This window comes from Streptomyces sp. NPDC058796 (assembly GCF_042745235.1).
Classification (GTDB): domain Bacteria; phylum Actinomycetota; class Actinomycetes; order Streptomycetales; family Streptomycetaceae; genus Streptomyces.
In genome coordinates this window covers 170925-185661 of sequence record NZ_JBHYOP010000009.1, presented here as the reverse complement: position 1 = coordinate 185661, position 14737 = coordinate 170925, and the positions used below count along the sequence as shown (strand labels likewise).

The window sequence follows — 14737 nt, the reverse complement described above, 5'->3', positions numbered from 1 at the left end:
CCCATGACGCACCAGGGAACCGACGTGAGCTGGGCGCTCCGCGACCTTGTGGAGTCCATCCAGGAGATCCGCTTCGCCCTCGTGGCCTCCAGCGACGGCAAGGCCATCACGTCCTACGGCGCCGAAGACCCCGACGACGTGGACCGTTTCGCCGCCGTGGTGGCCGGACTGCAGGCGCTGGCCCAGCCGGTCGCCGAGCAGTTCCCGCAGCACGCGGGCCAGCTGCGCCTCGCGATGATCGAGGTGGACGGCGGGCACCTCTTCGTGGTCCGCGCGGGTCTGGAGACGTATCTCGGCGTCCTCGCCCGCGAAGGCCTCGACCAGGGCCTGCTCGGCCATCAGATGCGCGACCTGGCCCGCCGGATGGGTGAACTCCTCGGCACCACTCCGCGCCAGGAGGAGCACTCTGGATGAGTGCTCCCCGCCGACCGGCCGATCCGTCCGGTCTCGAGCGCTACTACGTCCTCACCGGCGGGCGCAGCGGGCCGGGCGGTTCGGCGTCGACCCTCGACGTGGCGACCCTCGTCGTCTCCCGGGCCGCCCCCTTGCCGGGCATGCAGCACGAGCACGAGGAGATTCTCCGGCGCTGCCGGGAACCGCTGTCGGTGGCCGAACTCGGCGCCCACCTCCACCTGCCGTTCAACATTCTCGCGGTGCTGCTGTCCGACCTGCTCCAGGCGGGCCGCGTCGAAGCCCGTGATCCCATCCCGGCGCACGACGCCGGCCGCGGGCCCGACCTCGCGCTCCTTGAGGAGGTACTCAGTGGACTTGAAAGGCTTTGACCGACCGGGGTCACCGACGCCGGGGGAGGGGGAAACCCGCTCGGTGAAGGTGATGATCGCCGGCGGCTTCGGCACGGGCAAGACCACCATGGTCCGCTCCGTCAGCGACATCAAGCCGCTGACGACGGAGGAGACCCTCACCCAGGCCAGCGCCGACGTCGACCGCCTCATCGGCGTCGCCGACAAGACGCGGACCACCGTCAGCCTGGACTTCGGCAAGATCGGCCTTAACGACACGCTGATGCTCTACCTGTTCGGCACCCCGGGCCAGGAACGGTTCTGGTTCCTGTGGAACGGCCTGTTCAAGGGCGCGCTCGGGGCGGTGGTCCTGGTGGACACCCGGCGGCTGGCCTCCAGTTTCCGGGCGATCGAGGAGATGGAGCGGCAGAAGGTCCCCTTCGTCATCGCCCTCAACGTCTTCCCCGATTCCCGCCACCATCCGGTCGACGAGATCCGCGACGCCCTCGACATCCCCCCGCACACCCCTGTCGTGGCCTTCGACGCCCGCGACCGCACCGCCAGCCGCGACGTGCTTGTCACCCTGGTCCGGCACCTGATGGACCGCTCGGCCGCAGCCCTGGAGCCCCGATGACCGACGACCAGACCGCGCCCGGCGCCACCGGCGGCGGCTGCCCCGTCGCCCACGGCGCGGGCGTCACCCGGCTCTACGGCCCCGAGGCGGCGACCGCCCCGCACGAGATCTACGCGCGTCTGCGCGGGGAGTACGGCTCCGTCGCACCGGTGCTGCTGGAGGGCGACGTCCCCGCCTGGCTGGTGCTCGGCTACCGGGAGAACCGGCGGGTGCTGGACAACCCCCTCCAGTTCAGCCGCGACTCACGCATCTGGCGGGATCTCCGGGACGGCCGCGTCGAGGCCACCTCACCGCTGATGCAGATGGTCGGCTGGCGCCCCGACTGCGTCTCCCAGGACGGCGAACCGCACCGCAGGCTGCGCGCGGCCGTCACCGACAACCTCCACGCCGTCGCCGGCCGCGGCATCCGCCGTCACGCCACGCACTTCGCCCACAAGCAGATCGACGCGTTCGCCGACGCGGGCCGGGCCGACCTGGTGGCCGACTTCGCCGAGTACCTGCCGATGCTGGTCCTCACCCGCGTCTTCGGGCTCGCCGAGCGGGAGGGCCGCAGCCTCGCCGAGTCCAGCAACCAGGTGATCAAGGGCGGAGCTGACGCCCTCACGCACAACGAGCGCATCATGGGCATCCTCGGCGAGCTCGCCGAGCGCAAGCGCGCCGAACCGGGGTCCGACTTCGCCTCGGGGCTCATCGAGCACCACGCCGGTCTGGACGAGGACGAGATAGTCAACCACCTGCGCCTCGTACTGATCACCGCCCACACGACCACCAGCAACCTGCTGGCGCGGGCGCTCCAGCTCGTCCTCAGCGACACCACCTGGCTGTCCGGCCTGGTGAGCGGAGAGCTGGAGATGTCCTCGGTGGTGGAGGAGGTGATGTGGAACTCCCCGCCGCTCGCCGTGCTGCCCGGCCGGTTCGCCACCGCGGACCTGGAACTCGGCGGCTGCCCGGTCAAGGAGGGCGACCTGCTGATACTGGGCCTCGCGGCCGGCAACCACGACCCAGGGATACGTCCCGACACCGCCGTCTCGGTCCGGGGCAACGCCTCGCACCTCGCCTTCAGCGCGGGCCCCCACGAGTGCCCGGGGCAGAACATCGGCCAGGCCATCATCGAGACGGCCGTCGGCGTCCTGCTCCACCGCCTTCCCGGACTGCGCCTGGCCGTGCCTCCGGCCGAGCTCACCTCCACCGCCTCCACCTGGGAGTCGCGGCTGGACAGCCTGCCGGTCGAGTTCGCCGTCTGACCGCTCCTCCGGCCGGGCCGCCGTGGGACACCACCGCCCGGCCGGGGGGTTCCGGCCGGGCGGCGCGCCCGTCTCACACCGTCAGCAGGTCGTCCACCGAGCCCCGTCCGGCCAGTTCGGCCGTGGCCACCGGCCCCTCCTTGGCCGCCGCGTACCGGCCGGAGGTCAGCGCCCACTCGTAGTTGCCGTTGATCCAGTGCTGGATGGCCTCCACGCCCATCGCCACCCGGGCCCGTTCCCCGGCGTCCAGACCCAGCTCGTCGCACATCCCCGGCACGCGGGCCTCCAGGGCCACGTACTCGGCGAGGCGGGCGGTCGTCATGCGGTACGCCTCGTCGGCCGCCTCCCGCCAGGAGCAGTCCCGCTCCCGGTGCAGGACGGCGATCAGGTTGTGGCCGTCCCCGCGGCGGCGCTCCCGCTCGAAGGAGTGGATGTCGTTCATGAACCCGATGGTGTCCGCGGCCAGGTCCCGCAGCCGTTCCATCAGCGGGTGCGCCATCGCCGCGGCGGGAACCTCGAAGCCGCGGCTGCGCTCGCCCGCGTCGATGCTGTGGTGGATGCCGACCGTACGGCGCCGGAAGGCGGTGTAGTCGGCGAGGCCGAGCGTGCCGGCCCGTCCGCCGGCCGCCAGGTCGACCTCCTCGCAGTGCGCCACCAGGAACCGGCCCCAGGACGCGGCGAACCGTGACTCCCATGTCAAGGACATGCCATGAGAAAGGTGCTCCCAGACCTCCGCCCAGGCCAGGGTGATGGGGCATTCCACGCGTGGCGCGGTGCCCGCCGGACGCAGCGGCGTGGCGATCAGCTCCCGCGCCACCTCCGCTATGCGCTCCGCGCGGTCGGGGCGGCCGGCGTCGAACTGGTCGTCGAAGAGGAAGGCCAGGGAGAACCAGTTCATCAGGACGACCATGTCGTCGGCCGACGCGTGCGGGTAGGTGCGGGCCGCGGCCCCGGCGAGGTCCCAGGACTCGTACTCCTCGAAACCGGCCCGGCTCCGCACCAGCCCCCGCTCGCGCACCCAGCGCAGATGACGGGCGCGGGCCGGGGCCAGGTGCGGGCTGACCGGGGTGTCGAAGGGGAGGTCGAACCGGACGTCCTGAGGCATGTGCTTCCTTTCGGGAGACGGAACGCAGAGTCCCCCCGCCCTGCGAGCGGACGGCCACCGGACCACCCGCACACTCGAACTGGGCTTCCCGGATCGAAAGTTGAACCGACAAGCGGTACGAGGCTGCCCGGGCCCCAAATGATCTACACGACGCCCGGTCGTGATCTTCGTTACTGCCCGGGAGCCGTGGCACGATCGGGGTCGGCCGATCACGACGCCGCATCAGGAGGCCCCGCAGATGACCAAGCCACCGGCCCGCAGTGCCGAGCAGCGCCGGCACGACACCCTGCACCGTCTGGACCACGACGTGGACGCCTGGGTGGCCACGGCCGACGGTGCCTCGGGCATGCCGTACCTCGTCCCCCTGTCCTTCCTCTGGAACGGCTCCTGCCTGCTCTTCTCGACTCCCGCCGCCAGCCCCACCGGCCGTAACCTGGCCGTGAGCGGACGGGCCCGGGTCGGCATCGGGCCGACCCGTGACGTGGTGATGGTCGAAGGCACCGTCGAGACCGTGACCCCCGGGGAACTGCCCGAGCAGGACGCCGAGTTGTTCGCCGCCAAGACCGGCTTCGACCCGCGCTCGCTTACTACGCCGTACCTGTACTTCCGCGTCCGCCCGCAGCGCGTCCAGGCCTGGCGCGAGGCCGACGAGTTGGAGGGACGCGACCTGATGCGCGAGGGCCGGTGGCTGCCGGCCGACTGATCCGGCCGGACCGGGATATCCGCAAGGTACGGGACGCGGGGCACGACCGCTCCGCGCCCGGAATCCTTCGGAGGAGACATGGCACTGGTCAACGCGGGCGTCGTGGTGCTCGACTGCGCCGAGCCCGAGAAACTCGCCGCGTTCTACAAGGAGCTGCTGGGCGCGGAAGAGACCGAGGCGACCGCCAACCGGATCGAGATCAGGTCGGCCGACGGCTTCCGCATGGCCTTCCGGCGTGACGTCAACGCCACCCCGCCGAGCTGGCCCCGTCCCGAGAACTCCCTCCAGGCCCACCTGGACTTCTGGGTGGACGATCTGGACGAGGCGGAACGCGGTGTCGTCGAACTGGGCGGGCGCCCGGTGGAGGCGAAGGACGCGCTCGGCGTGCACGAGGAGCGCGGCTACTCCGACCCCTCGGGCCACTCGTTCACCTTGCGTCGTACCGCGTCGACGGCGCCCAAGCAGGGCTAGCCGCTGCCCTGCCGGGCGCCGTCGGCCGGGGGCCGGCCCCCGTTCAGGTCAGTCCCGGCCGCCCTTGTCGCCGACCGGCCAGACGCCGGTCGAGCGCTCGATGGCCTTGGCGCCCGTGCGGTCCACGGCACTGCGCACCGCCGCGAAGATGGCCCCCTGGATCGCGGCGGCCAGCAGGATCTCCCCCCAGCCGCGGTCCGGGTCCAGCGCGTCGGGCGCGTCGTCCTCGTGCCGGAGCACCTTCCAGGTCTTCTGGAAGGCCATGCCGGCCAGCGCACCGCCCGCCCAGCCCAGCACGAAGCCGACGGGCTTGTAGGCGAGCGGCATCGACTTCTTCTTCTTCCTGCCCACGTGGATCTCCTCGCGTTCGGTCAGTGACATCGGTGGCCTGCGGCCCGGTCGGTCGTGCTGCTGCTGCGGTCAGGGCCTGCCCCGCACGGGAACCGCCTCCTCGGCGCGGACCGGCTCCGGCGGCGTCCCGTCGCCGAACGGCCGGCCGCCCAGTTCCTGCCGGTGATGGGGCGTGAGCCAGCCGGAGAGATCCGGGCCGAGGGGCACGATGGCGGTCGGGTTGATGCCGGTGTGCACCTGGTAGTAGTGACGCTTGATGTGGTCGAAGTCGACGGTGTCGCCGAAACCCGGCGTCTGGAACAGGTCGCGGACGTACCCCCACAGCACCGCGTTCTCGGCCAGCTTCCAGCGGTTGCACTTGAAGTGGCCGTGGTACACGGCGTCGAAGCGGACCAGCGTGGTGAACAGCCGGATGTCGGCCTCGGTGATCGTGTCACCGACCAGGTAGCGCTGCCGTTCCAGACGCGGCACCAGCTGCTCCAGGCGCCGGAACACGCCCGCACACGCCTCCTCGTACTCCTCCTGGCCGGTGGCGAAGCCGGCCCGGTAGACCCCGTTGTTGACGTCCTCGTACACGCCCGCCATGATCTCGTCGATCTCGTCGCGCAGCGCCTCGGGATACAGGTCGGGCGCGCCCGGCCGGTGCAGGGACGTCCACTCGGTGGCCAGGTCCAGGGTGATCTGCTGGAAGTCGTTGGTGACGAGCTTCCCACTGGGCACGTCCACGATCGCCGGCACGCTCACCCCGCCCGGGTAGCCGGTCTCCCGCCGGTCGTAGGCCTCGCTGAGGTAGCGGATGCCGAGGACCGGGTCGCGGCCGTCCGGGTCCAGCGTGAACCGCCAGCTGCGGTCGTCCTGGACCGGGTCGGCGACCGCGAGGGACAGGGCGTCCTCCAGGCCGAGGAGCCGCCGCGAGACCAGCGCCCGGCTCGCCCACGGACAGGCCCGGCTCACCACCAGCCGGTAGCGGCCCGGCGCCACCGGCCAGCCGTCCCGTCCGTCCGCGGTGATCCGGTCCGCGAAGTGGCTCCTGGACCGCTTGAACGCCTTCCTGCCGTAGCCGCTGTTGCCGGGCGTCCCGCCGTCACCGCTCATGCCCCTGCCCTCCGGTCGTCCGTGTGCTCTGGTGGACGCGTTCCCCGTTTTCGGCCGTCGGCACTGGTGGGCCCCGGCGGGCCACCCGCAAGGCGGGTGTGAGCCACGCGGGCGGGGGCAGTCTGCCCCTCGTGAGTGGGACAGTGAGTGGGACGACCTCGAAACGGACGCCGGAGCAGAAGACCGACCGCAGGACGCGCGTCACCGTGCTGGTGGCCCTGGCCGCCAACCTGGTGATCGCCGCGGCCAAGGCGGTGGGGGGCTTCCTCGCGGGATCACCCGCCCTGCTGTCGGAGGCGGCGCACTCGGTCGCGGACAGCACGAACGAGGTCTTCCTCCTCGCCGCGCTGCGCCGCAGCCGCCGGCCCGCCGACCGGCGGCACCCCTTCGGATACGGGAAGGAACGGTTCTTCTGGTCGCTGCTCGCCGCCGTCGGCATCTTCGTCATGGGCGGCTGCTTCTCCTTCTACCAGGGGGTGGAGGCCCTGCGCACCGGAGGGCAGGAGGAGCTCAGCGGCTACGTGGCCGGTCTGATCGTGCTCGCGGTCGCCCTGCTCGCCGAGGGCGCCTCCCTGCTGCGCGCCCTGTACCAGGTGCGGCGCCAGGGCGGGGTCGCCGCCGGTCTGCGCGACCCGGCGCTGCGCACGGTCGTCGCCGAGGACGGCACGGCGGTACTCGGGGTGACCCTCGCCATGACCGGCATGATCCTGCACATGGTCACCGGCCAGGTCGTGTGGGAGGCCTGCGCCTCGCTCGCCATCGGCGCGCTGCTCGTGTACGTGGCCTACCGGCTGGGCCGCGAGGCACGCGACCAGCTGATCGGCGAGGCCGCCGACCCGGAGGCCAGCGGCCGGATCCGCTCGCTGCTGCGGGCACAGCCGGAGATCGACAGCGTCGAGGCGCTGTTCACCATGAAGACGGGACTCGACTCCACCCTGGTGGCCGCCCGCGTCGATCTGATGCCGGGCCTGGACAGCGAGCGGGTGGAGGAGGTCGCCGTGCGCATCAAGCGGTCGATCGCCCACACCGTTCCCGAGGCGGAGCAGATCTTCCTCGACGTCACCGACCGGCGGGCGCGTGAGGCAGCGGAAAGCCCCGCCGCGACGGGGGAACGCGGCGGGGCCTGACCCACGTGTGCCCGGCCGGCGCCGGTTCATGCGCACCGAACCGGAAAACACGCGTCCGCCCAGGTCAGCTCCCGTCGGCCGGTTCCAGCACGAAGACCGGGATCTCCCGGTCCGTCTTCTTCTGGTAGTCCGCGTACGGGGGATACGCCGCGACGGCGCGTTCCCACCACGCGGCCTTCTCCGCGCCCGTGACCTCACGGGCCGTCATGTCCTGTTTCACCGGCCCGTCCTGGAGCTCCACACGGGGGTCGGCCTTGACGTTGTGGTACCACACGGGGTGCTTGGGCGCCCCGCCCAGGGACGCGACCACCGCGTACCGGCCCTCGTGCTCGACGCGCATCAGCGGCGTCTTGCGGATCTTGCCACTGCGCGCTCCCCGGGTGGTCAGCACGATCACGGGCATGCCCGTGTCCAGCAGGGTCGTGCCCTTCGTACCGCCCGAGCTCTCGTAGAGCTCGACCTGTTCGCGCACCCACTGCGTCGGGCTGGGTTCGTACTCGCCGTCCAGAGGCATGGCATCCGTCCCATCGTCACGTCGTACGGCTGACCGGCACCGTGGTTCAACACCGGCCGGTGCCCGATCCATCCATACCCGCCGCCGCGCCCGGTCCCACGCCCCGGCGCGCCGTCGCCGTGACGGAATCCGGCGCACCGCGACGGCGGGCGGGCGGCCCTTTCCCGCCACGTCCGCCGTACGCGGACGGCCCCGCGGGGGCACAGGTGTTCACCGTGCCGCGGCACTACGGCGATGTCCGGCCAGTCCGTCGCCACCACCGGTCTGGCCGAACTTGACGTCGTCACATAGGTGCCCGGGGCATCTAATGAAGATCGGCACGACGCACACTTCGTCTGCGAGGTCTTCCATGACGGACACCGACACGACGACGGCCGGGAACGCGACGCGACCCGTCTCCTTCCCCCAGGACCGGACCTGCCCCTATCACCCGCCCGCCGCCTACGACCCGCTGCGCGCCACCCGGCCGCTGGCCCGGATCACCCTCTTCGACGGCCGCCCGGCCTGGCTGGTGACCGGACACACCGCCGCCCGCCGGCTGCTGGCCGACCCGCGGCTGTCCACCGACCGCACCCGCGACGGCTTCCCCGCCACCTCTGCCCGCCTCGCCGCCGTACGCCCGCGCCGGACCGCCCTCCTGGGCGTCGACGACCCGGAGCACCGCACCCAGCGCAAGATGGTGCTGCCCGAGTTCACCCTCAAGCGCGCCACCGCCCTGCGCCCGCGCATCCAGCGGATCGTCGACGAACGGCTCGACGCGATGATCGCGCAGGGACCGCCCGCCGAACTCGTGTCGGCCTTCGCCCTGCCCGTGCCCTCGATGGTGATCTGCGCGCTGCTCGGAGTCCCCTACGCCGACCACGACTTCTTCGAGGAGCAGTCCCGCCGCCTGCTGCGCGGCCCCGGGCCCGCCGACGTCCAGGACGCCCGCGACCGACTGGAGGCCTACCTGGGCGAGCTGATCGACCACAAGCGGTACTCGCCCGGTGAGGGCCTGCTGGACGACCTGGTCCGCACACAGATGGCCGAAGGGAAGTTCGACCGCGAGCAGCTCATCGCCTTCGCGGTCATCCTGCTGGTCGCCGGCCACGAGACGACCGCCAACATGATCTCGCTGGGCACCTACACCCTCCTCGGGCATCCCGGGCGCCTGGCCGAGCTGCGCGCGGACCCGGCACTTCTTCCCGGCGCGGTCGAGGAACTGATGCGCGTGCTGTCGATCGCGGACGGGCTGCTGCGTCTGGCCACGGAGGACATCGACGTGGACGGCACCACCATCCGGGCCGGGGACGGGGTCGTCTTCTCCACCTCGGTCATCAACCGCGACGAGACCGTCTACCCCGACCCGGACGCCCTCGACTGGAAGCGTCCGGCCCGGCACCACGTGGCCTTCGGCTTCGGCATCCACCAGTGCCTCGGCCAGAACCTCGCCCGCGCCGAACTGGAGATCGCCCTGCGCACCCTCTTCGACCGGCTGCCCACACTGCGCCTGGCCGCCCCACCGGAGGAGATCCCCTTCAAACCCGGCGACACGATCCAGGGGATGCTCGAACTCCCCGTGGCCTGGTAGGAGGGCTCGCGGACATGGACATCACCATCGACAAGGACACCTGCATCGGCGCGGGCCAGTGTGCCCTGACCGCCCCGGAGGTGTTCGCCCAGGACGACGACGGGTACAGCACGGTGCGGCCCGCGGCGGAGGACGGCGGCGGCAGCGCCCTGGTACGGGAGGCGGCCCGGGCGTGCCCGGTCGGCGCGATCACCGTGTCGGAGCGGGTGGGCTGAGACCGGGCCTCGCCCCTCCCCGCCCGTTCAGTAGGGTCTTCGGGTGAGCGAGCGGACCCGGAACACCGTGGAAGTCGACGAGCCGGCGACGAACAGGGGAGGCGAGGGGCCAGGAGAGCCCCAGAAGCCCTTCCTGTACCTCGTCGTCTGCGCCGCCGGAGTGGCCTCCGGGGTCGGTGAGCTGATCACCGCCGCGCACCAGCGCGACTGGGAGGTCGGCGTCTTCGCGACGCCGGTCGCCCTGAACGGCTTCTTCGACACCGCCGCCGTCGAGGCGCAGACCGGTCGGCCCATCCGGTCGGCCTGGCGCCGTCCCGGCGAGCCGCGCCCCTTCCCGGCACCGGACGCCGTGGTGGTCGCGCCCGCCACCTTCAACACGGTCAACAAATGGGCCGCCGGGCTCGCCGACAACCTCGCCCTGGCCACCCTGTGCGAGGCGTGCGGCCTCGGCGTCCCCGTCGCCGTCCTGCCGTGCGTCGCCGACGCGCTGGCCTCCCACCCCGCGTACCGGGAGAGCCTGACCCGGCTGCGCGGGACGGGCGTGCGCTTCGGCGACCCGTACACGGGGGAGGGCGAGGACGGCGGCCGGTCCGAATTCGCCTGGGAGCGGGCGCTGGACCTGCTCGAACGGGTCTGACCCGCCCCCGCTTCGAGCCCGCACGAAGACGTACGCTCGCCCCTGGTACTGATGATCCCGAAGACAGGAGCAGCAACGATGCAGTACGTGAAGCTCGGTTCGACGGGCCTGGACGTGTCGCGGATCTGCCTGGGCTGCATGACGTACGGCGTTCCCGACCGGGGCACGCACGAGTGGACCCTCGACGAGGAGGCCTCGCGCCCGCTCATCCGGCAGGCGCTGGAGGCGGGCATCACCTTCTTCGACACGGCCAACGTCTACTCCGACGGCACCAGCGAGGAGATCGTCGGCAAGGCGCTGCGCGACTTCGCCCGCCGGGACGACATCGTGCTGGCGACCAAGGTCAACGGCCGGATGCGGCCCGGCCCCAACGGCGCCGGACTGTCCCGCAAGGCCATCATGGCGGAGATCGACCACAGCCTCGCGCGCCTCGGCACCGACTACGTCGACCTCTACCAGATCCACCGCTTCGACCCGCACACGCCCGTCGAGGAGACGATGGAGACGCTGCACGACCTGGTCAAGGCCGGCAAGGTCCGTTACCTCGGCGCGAGTTCGATGTACGCCTGGCAGTTCTCCAAGATGCAGTACACCGCCGAGCGCCACGGCTGGACCAAGTTCGTCTCCATGCAGAACCACTACAACCTCCTCTACCGCGAGGAGGAGCGCGAGATGCTGCCGCTCTGCGCCGACCAGGGCGTCGGTGTGCTGCCCTGGAGCCCGCTCGCCCGCGGCCGGCTCACCCGCGACTGGGACACCGCCACCGAGCGCAGTGCCACCGACAACTTCGGCAGCACGCTCTACCAGGAGGGCGACCGCGCCGTCGTCGAGGCGGTCACCCGCATCGCCGGCGACCGCGGCGTGCCGCGCGCCCAGGTGGCCCTCGCCTGGCTGCTGCACCGGTCCACGGTGACCGCGCCGATCGTCGGGGCGTCGAAGCCGGGACACCTCGAGGACGCCGTGGCGGCGGTGGAACTGGCGCTCACCGAGAAGGAGATCGAGGAGCTGGAGCGGCCGTACGCGCCGCACCCGATCGCCGGGCACTGATCCCGGCCGGTTTGTGGGTCTGTCCCCTCACGCCTCAGGGGCCCGTGCCGGGTTCGAGGGCGGTGACCTTCACGGACGACTCGTCGCCGCCCACCGGGACCTCACCGGCCGTCCACTTCACCCTGACCGGGTCGTGCTCGTCCGGCGGCGTCACCAGAAGCGCCGCCGGTGTGGCGGTGCGGGCACCGCTGATCTGCGGGCTGGAGAACGACAGGCCCGCCCATGCGCTCTTCCCCGGCGCCAGCGTGACCGTCTCCGGGGAGGCGGGTGCGCGTTCCGGGTCCGGGCCCAGCTGCTTGCCGGAGGCGTCGACGAAGGCGGCGCCCGGATAGCCGTACAGGGTGCAGGTGCTCTCGGAGGTGTTGGTCAGCACGATCGGGAAGTTCCGCTGACCGGCTCCCGGGTCCACGCGGCCTACCGCGGCGCGCAGTTCGGAGGTGTGACAGCGGCCGTCGGTGCGGGCGGAGGCGGAGGCGGAGCCGGCGGTGTCGCCGGGTGCCGCGGTCGCCGCCGGAGCGGTGGCGGTGCCGGATGCCGTGCCGGTGCCCGGACCCGTCGTGCGGGGCGCCTTGGTGGGCTGCGGGGCACTCGGCGTACCGCTCTCGGTTCCGCAGGCGCCCACCAGGCCGAGGAGCGCGACCGCGCTCGCCAGCAGGGCGGTGCGGCGTACGGGGGGCCGTGACGTGTTGGCCATCGCTTCTCCACACTCCCGTCGGTCTCTCGAGCGGGGCCGCCGCGCGGGCGCACGGTGTGCCCCGTGAGTTCGAGTGTCCCGTGGCACCGGCCGGGAAACGAGGGGCGCGGATTCCCCGGGAGCACTGCCGGGCGCGCACCCGGCGGGTTCACTCCTCGGCGAGCAGGCCCAGCTCCGCCCAGATGGTCTTGCCCTCGGTCGTGTGCCGGCTGCCCCAGCGCTGGGTGAGCTGGGCGACCAGCAGCAGCCCGCGCCCGCCCTCGTCCCAGGTCTTGGCCCGGCGCAGGTGGGGCGCTGTGTGGCTGGTGTCGGACACCTCGCAGATCAGTGTGGCCGTGTCGTGGATCAGCCGCAGCCGGATGGGCGGGGAGCCGTACCGGATGGCGTTGGTGACCAGTTCGCTCACCACCAGCTCGGCGGTGAAGGACGCCTCCAGCAGGGCCCAGGAGGACAGCCGTTCGACGACCTGCTTGCGTACGGGGGCGACCAGTGACGGGTCGGCCGGGATGTCCCAGGTGGCGACCTGGCCGGCGGGCAGCCCCCGGGTGCGGGCCAGCAGCAGCGCCGCGTCGTCGGCGGCGCCGCCCGACGGCAGCAGGGCGCGCAGGACCCGGTCGCAGGTCGCGTCCAGCGACTCGCCGGGTCCGGCGAGGGCCTCGCGCAGCAGCGCCTGACCGGTGTCGGCGTCCCGGTCCCGGCTCTCGATCAGCCCGTCGGTGCACAGCGCCAGCACGCTGCCCTCGCGCAGCTCCAGCTCGGCCGACTCGAACGGCAGCCCGCCGACCCCCAGCGGCGGGCCCGAGGGCAGCTCGATCTGCCGGGGCGGGCCGTCCGGCGGGACCAGGACGGGCGGTGGATGCCCGGCGCGGGCCAGGGAGCAGCGCCGCGACACCGGGTCGTAGACCGCGTACAGGCAGGTGGCGCCGACCTCGCCGGCGCCGTTGTCGCCGGATTCCTCGGAGAGCCGGACGACCAGGTCGTCGAGGTGGGTGAGGAGTTCGTCGGGCGTCAGGTCGATGTCGGCGAGGGTGCGCACGGCGGTGCGCAGCCGGCCCATGGTGGCCGAGGCCTGGATGCCGTGCCCGACGACGTCCCCGACGACCATGGCGACCCGCATCCCGGACAGCGGGATCACGTCGAACCAGTCGCCGCCGACCCCGGAGCGCGCCGCCGGAAGGTAGCGGGAGGCGGCCTCCACGGCGGCGGTGGGCGGCAGCCAGCGGGGGAGCAGGCTGCGCTGCAGGGTCAGCGTGGTCTCGCGCTCGCGGGAGTAGCGGCGGGCGTTGTCGATGCAGACGGCGGCGCGGGCGGTGACCTCCTCCGCCAGCAGCCGGTCGTCGTCGGTGAAGGGGTACGGCCGCTGGTGCCGCGTGAACACCGCGACGCCCAGGGTGGTGCCGCGGGCCTGCAGCGGCACGGACATCGTGGAGTGGATGCCGTACTCCTCCACCCGCCCGACCCGTACGGGATCCCACTGACGCCACCGCTCCAGGTCGCCGGAGGGCACCGCGGCCACGATCGCGCGCCCGGCGACCAGACACTCGGCCTGGGGCGATCCGGCCGGGTAGAAGTCCAGCCGGCCGGGCTCGGCGACGGCCTCCGGGCAGCCCGGGTTGACCGACTGGTGGGCCGAGCGGCGCAGGCCCACGGGTGGGGTGGGCACGACGGGGGGCTCGTCCGCGTGCTCCTGCGGGTCCAGCAGGTCGACGCTCACGAAGTCGGCGAGCGTGGGCACGCACACGTCCGCCAGCTCCTGCGCGGTGCGGGTCACGTCGAGCGTGGTGCCGATGCGCACACTGGCCTCGTTGACCAGCTGCAGCCGCTCCCGCGCCAGGTGCTGCTCGGTGAAGTCGTGTGCGCTCACGCAGATGCCGCGCACCCGGCCGTCGGTGTCGGTCAGGGGCGCGACGCGGGCGTGCCAGGCGTGGGCCCGGCTCTCCCCGGTGGCCTTGAGATGGGTGTGCATGTCGTGCCCGCGACCGGTGGCGAGCACCTGGCGCATGTGCCGTTCCAGCTCCGCGTGGTGCGGCCGGCTGCCGATGTCGGTGGGCCGCAGTCCGCGCAGCCGGTCGGCCGGCAGCCCGAGCAGCCGCGCCATGGCGTCGTTGACGCCGCGCAGACGGAGACGGTCGTCGAAGATCATCGTGGCGCAGGGCGACTGGGTGAGGGCCGCCCTGACCAGCGGGTCGTCGGGGTGCTCGGGCCCTTGGTACAGCGGGGCCACGGCGAGCCACGTGCCCGGGCCGCCGTCCTCGGGCGGTCTGCGGTGGGCGAGCACCCACACCGACACCGCCCGCCCGTCGCGGTGCCGAAGCGCCAGGGTGCCGCTCCACCTTTCGTCACCGGGGCCGGGCGCCGCGCCTTCCGCGCCGTCCGCCAGCAGCCGGGCCGCGGGGCGCCCCACGACGTCGGCGGCCGAGTGGCCCAGGAGCAGCCGCGCGCCCTCGTTCCACTCCCGCAGGGTGCCGGAGTCGTCGACGACCGCGCGGGCCGCGGCGGCATCGTCGGACGGGTTGACCGGACTCATCGTCGCCACTCCATTGCGCACACCCACAGTGAACAGCGCGTCACCTGGGGCCAAGCGTAGTGC

17 protein-coding genes are annotated in these 14737 nt (G+C 72.7%); 11 read left to right on the top strand and 6 right to left on the bottom strand.

The genetic code is table 11. From position 1 onward, the window contains the following. Positions 1-3: 3 nt before the first annotated feature. From ACFW47_RS23410 to ACFW47_RS23395, 4 genes are read left to right on the top strand one after another with little or no spacing between them, the layout of a single operon-like run. Complete coding sequence (locus ACFW47_RS23410; RefSeq protein WP_019327713.1) at positions 4-414, top strand: roadblock/LC7 domain-containing protein; 411 nt, start codon at positions 4-6, stop codon at positions 412-414. Beyond that, positions 411-782, top strand: coding sequence for a DUF742 domain-containing protein (locus tag ACFW47_RS23405; protein WP_073728636.1), 372 nt, complete (start codon positions 411-413; stop codon positions 780-782). The genes ACFW47_RS23410 and ACFW47_RS23405 overlap by 4 nt, the downstream gene beginning before the upstream one ends. Continuing rightward, complete coding sequence (locus ACFW47_RS23400; protein WP_386277566.1) at positions 763-1374, top strand: ATP/GTP-binding protein; 612 nt, start codon at positions 763-765, stop codon at positions 1372-1374. The genes ACFW47_RS23405 and ACFW47_RS23400 overlap by 20 nt, the downstream gene beginning before the upstream one ends. After that, entirely contained in the window at positions 1371-2618 is a 1248-nt protein-coding gene (locus ACFW47_RS23395) for a cytochrome P450 (protein ID WP_386277564.1), read from the top strand. The genes ACFW47_RS23400 and ACFW47_RS23395 overlap by 4 nt, the downstream gene beginning before the upstream one ends. A 73-nt stretch (positions 2619-2691) precedes the next feature. Here the strand turns inward: ACFW47_RS23395 and ACFW47_RS23390 are convergent, their stop codons facing one another. Further along, entirely contained in the window at positions 2692-3723 is a 1032-nt protein-coding gene (locus tag ACFW47_RS23390; RefSeq protein WP_386277561.1) for a 7-epi-alpha-eudesmol synthase, read from the bottom strand. 238 nt (positions 3724-3961) lie between these two features. Here ACFW47_RS23390 and ACFW47_RS23385 point away from each other — a divergent pair, with 238 nt between their 5' ends. Continuing rightward, entirely contained in the window at positions 3962-4426 is a 465-nt protein-coding gene (locus tag ACFW47_RS23385; RefSeq protein ID WP_386277559.1) for a pyridoxamine 5'-phosphate oxidase family protein, read from the top strand. Positions 4427-4504: 78 nt separating this feature from the next. After that, positions 4505-4897: a VOC family protein gene (locus ACFW47_RS23380; protein WP_386277557.1), complete on the top strand. Its 393-nt coding sequence runs from the start codon at positions 4505-4507 to the stop codon at positions 4895-4897. Between the two features lie 48 nt (positions 4898-4945). On the opposite strand, the gene ACFW47_RS23375 is transcribed toward ACFW47_RS23380, so the two are convergent. Together ACFW47_RS23375 and ACFW47_RS23370 are read right to left on the bottom strand one after the other, a co-directional pair. Next, on the bottom strand, positions 4946-5278 hold the full coding sequence (locus ACFW47_RS23375) for a DUF4235 domain-containing protein (RefSeq protein ID WP_382714266.1): 333 nt from the start codon (positions 5276-5278) through the stop codon (positions 4946-4948). 39 nt (positions 5279-5317) lie between these two features. Beyond that, the gene (locus tag ACFW47_RS23370) at positions 5318-6343 is read right to left on the bottom strand and encodes a glutathione S-transferase family protein (RefSeq protein WP_386277554.1); all 1026 of its coding nucleotides are present in this window, start codon (positions 6341-6343) and stop codon (positions 5318-5320) included. A 206-nt stretch (positions 6344-6549) separates the two neighbouring features. Between ACFW47_RS23370 and ACFW47_RS23365 the strand changes: the two genes are divergently transcribed. Next, positions 6550-7470, top strand: coding sequence for a cation diffusion facilitator family transporter (locus ACFW47_RS23365; RefSeq protein ID WP_386278581.1), 921 nt, complete (start codon positions 6550-6552; stop codon positions 7468-7470). Between the two features lie 64 nt (positions 7471-7534). On the opposite strand, the gene ACFW47_RS23360 is transcribed toward ACFW47_RS23365, so the two are convergent. Further along, a complete protein-coding gene (locus tag ACFW47_RS23360; protein WP_386277552.1) occupies positions 7535-7984 on the bottom strand; it encodes a nitroreductase family deazaflavin-dependent oxidoreductase in 450 nt (149 codons plus the stop codon). A 349-nt stretch (positions 7985-8333) separates the two neighbouring features. Between ACFW47_RS23360 and ACFW47_RS23355 the strand changes: the two genes are divergently transcribed. The 4 genes from ACFW47_RS23355 (at position 8334) to ACFW47_RS23340 (ending at position 11453) form a co-directional block, all read left to right on the top strand. Continuing rightward, positions 8334-9554 (top strand): cytochrome P450, encoded by a 1221-nt coding sequence (locus ACFW47_RS23355; protein ID WP_386277550.1) that lies wholly within the window; start codon positions 8334-8336, stop codon positions 9552-9554. A gap of 14 nt (positions 9555-9568) precedes the next feature. Then, positions 9569-9769 (top strand): ferredoxin, encoded by a 201-nt coding sequence (locus tag ACFW47_RS23350; RefSeq protein ID WP_386277548.1) that lies wholly within the window; start codon positions 9569-9571, stop codon positions 9767-9769. A gap of 67 nt (positions 9770-9836) precedes the next feature. Continuing rightward, positions 9837-10406 (top strand): flavoprotein, encoded by a 570-nt coding sequence (locus tag ACFW47_RS23345; RefSeq protein ID WP_386278579.1) that lies wholly within the window; start codon positions 9837-9839, stop codon positions 10404-10406. A 78-nt stretch (positions 10407-10484) separates the two neighbouring features. After that, the gene (locus tag ACFW47_RS23340; RefSeq protein ID WP_386277546.1) at positions 10485-11453 is read left to right on the top strand and encodes an aldo/keto reductase; all 969 of its coding nucleotides are present in this window, start codon (positions 10485-10487) and stop codon (positions 11451-11453) included. Positions 11454-11487: 34 nt separating this feature from the next. Here the strand turns inward: ACFW47_RS23340 and ACFW47_RS23335 are convergent, their stop codons facing one another. Both ACFW47_RS23335 and ACFW47_RS23330 read right to left on the bottom strand, forming a co-directional pair. Beyond that, entirely contained in the window at positions 11488-12147 is a 660-nt protein-coding gene (locus ACFW47_RS23335; protein WP_386277544.1) for a DUF4232 domain-containing protein, read from the bottom strand. A gap of 148 nt (positions 12148-12295) precedes the next feature. Continuing rightward, positions 12296-14674, bottom strand: coding sequence for a SpoIIE family protein phosphatase (locus ACFW47_RS23330; protein WP_386277542.1), 2379 nt, complete (start codon positions 14672-14674; stop codon positions 12296-12298). Positions 14675-14737: the final 63 nt, after the last annotated feature.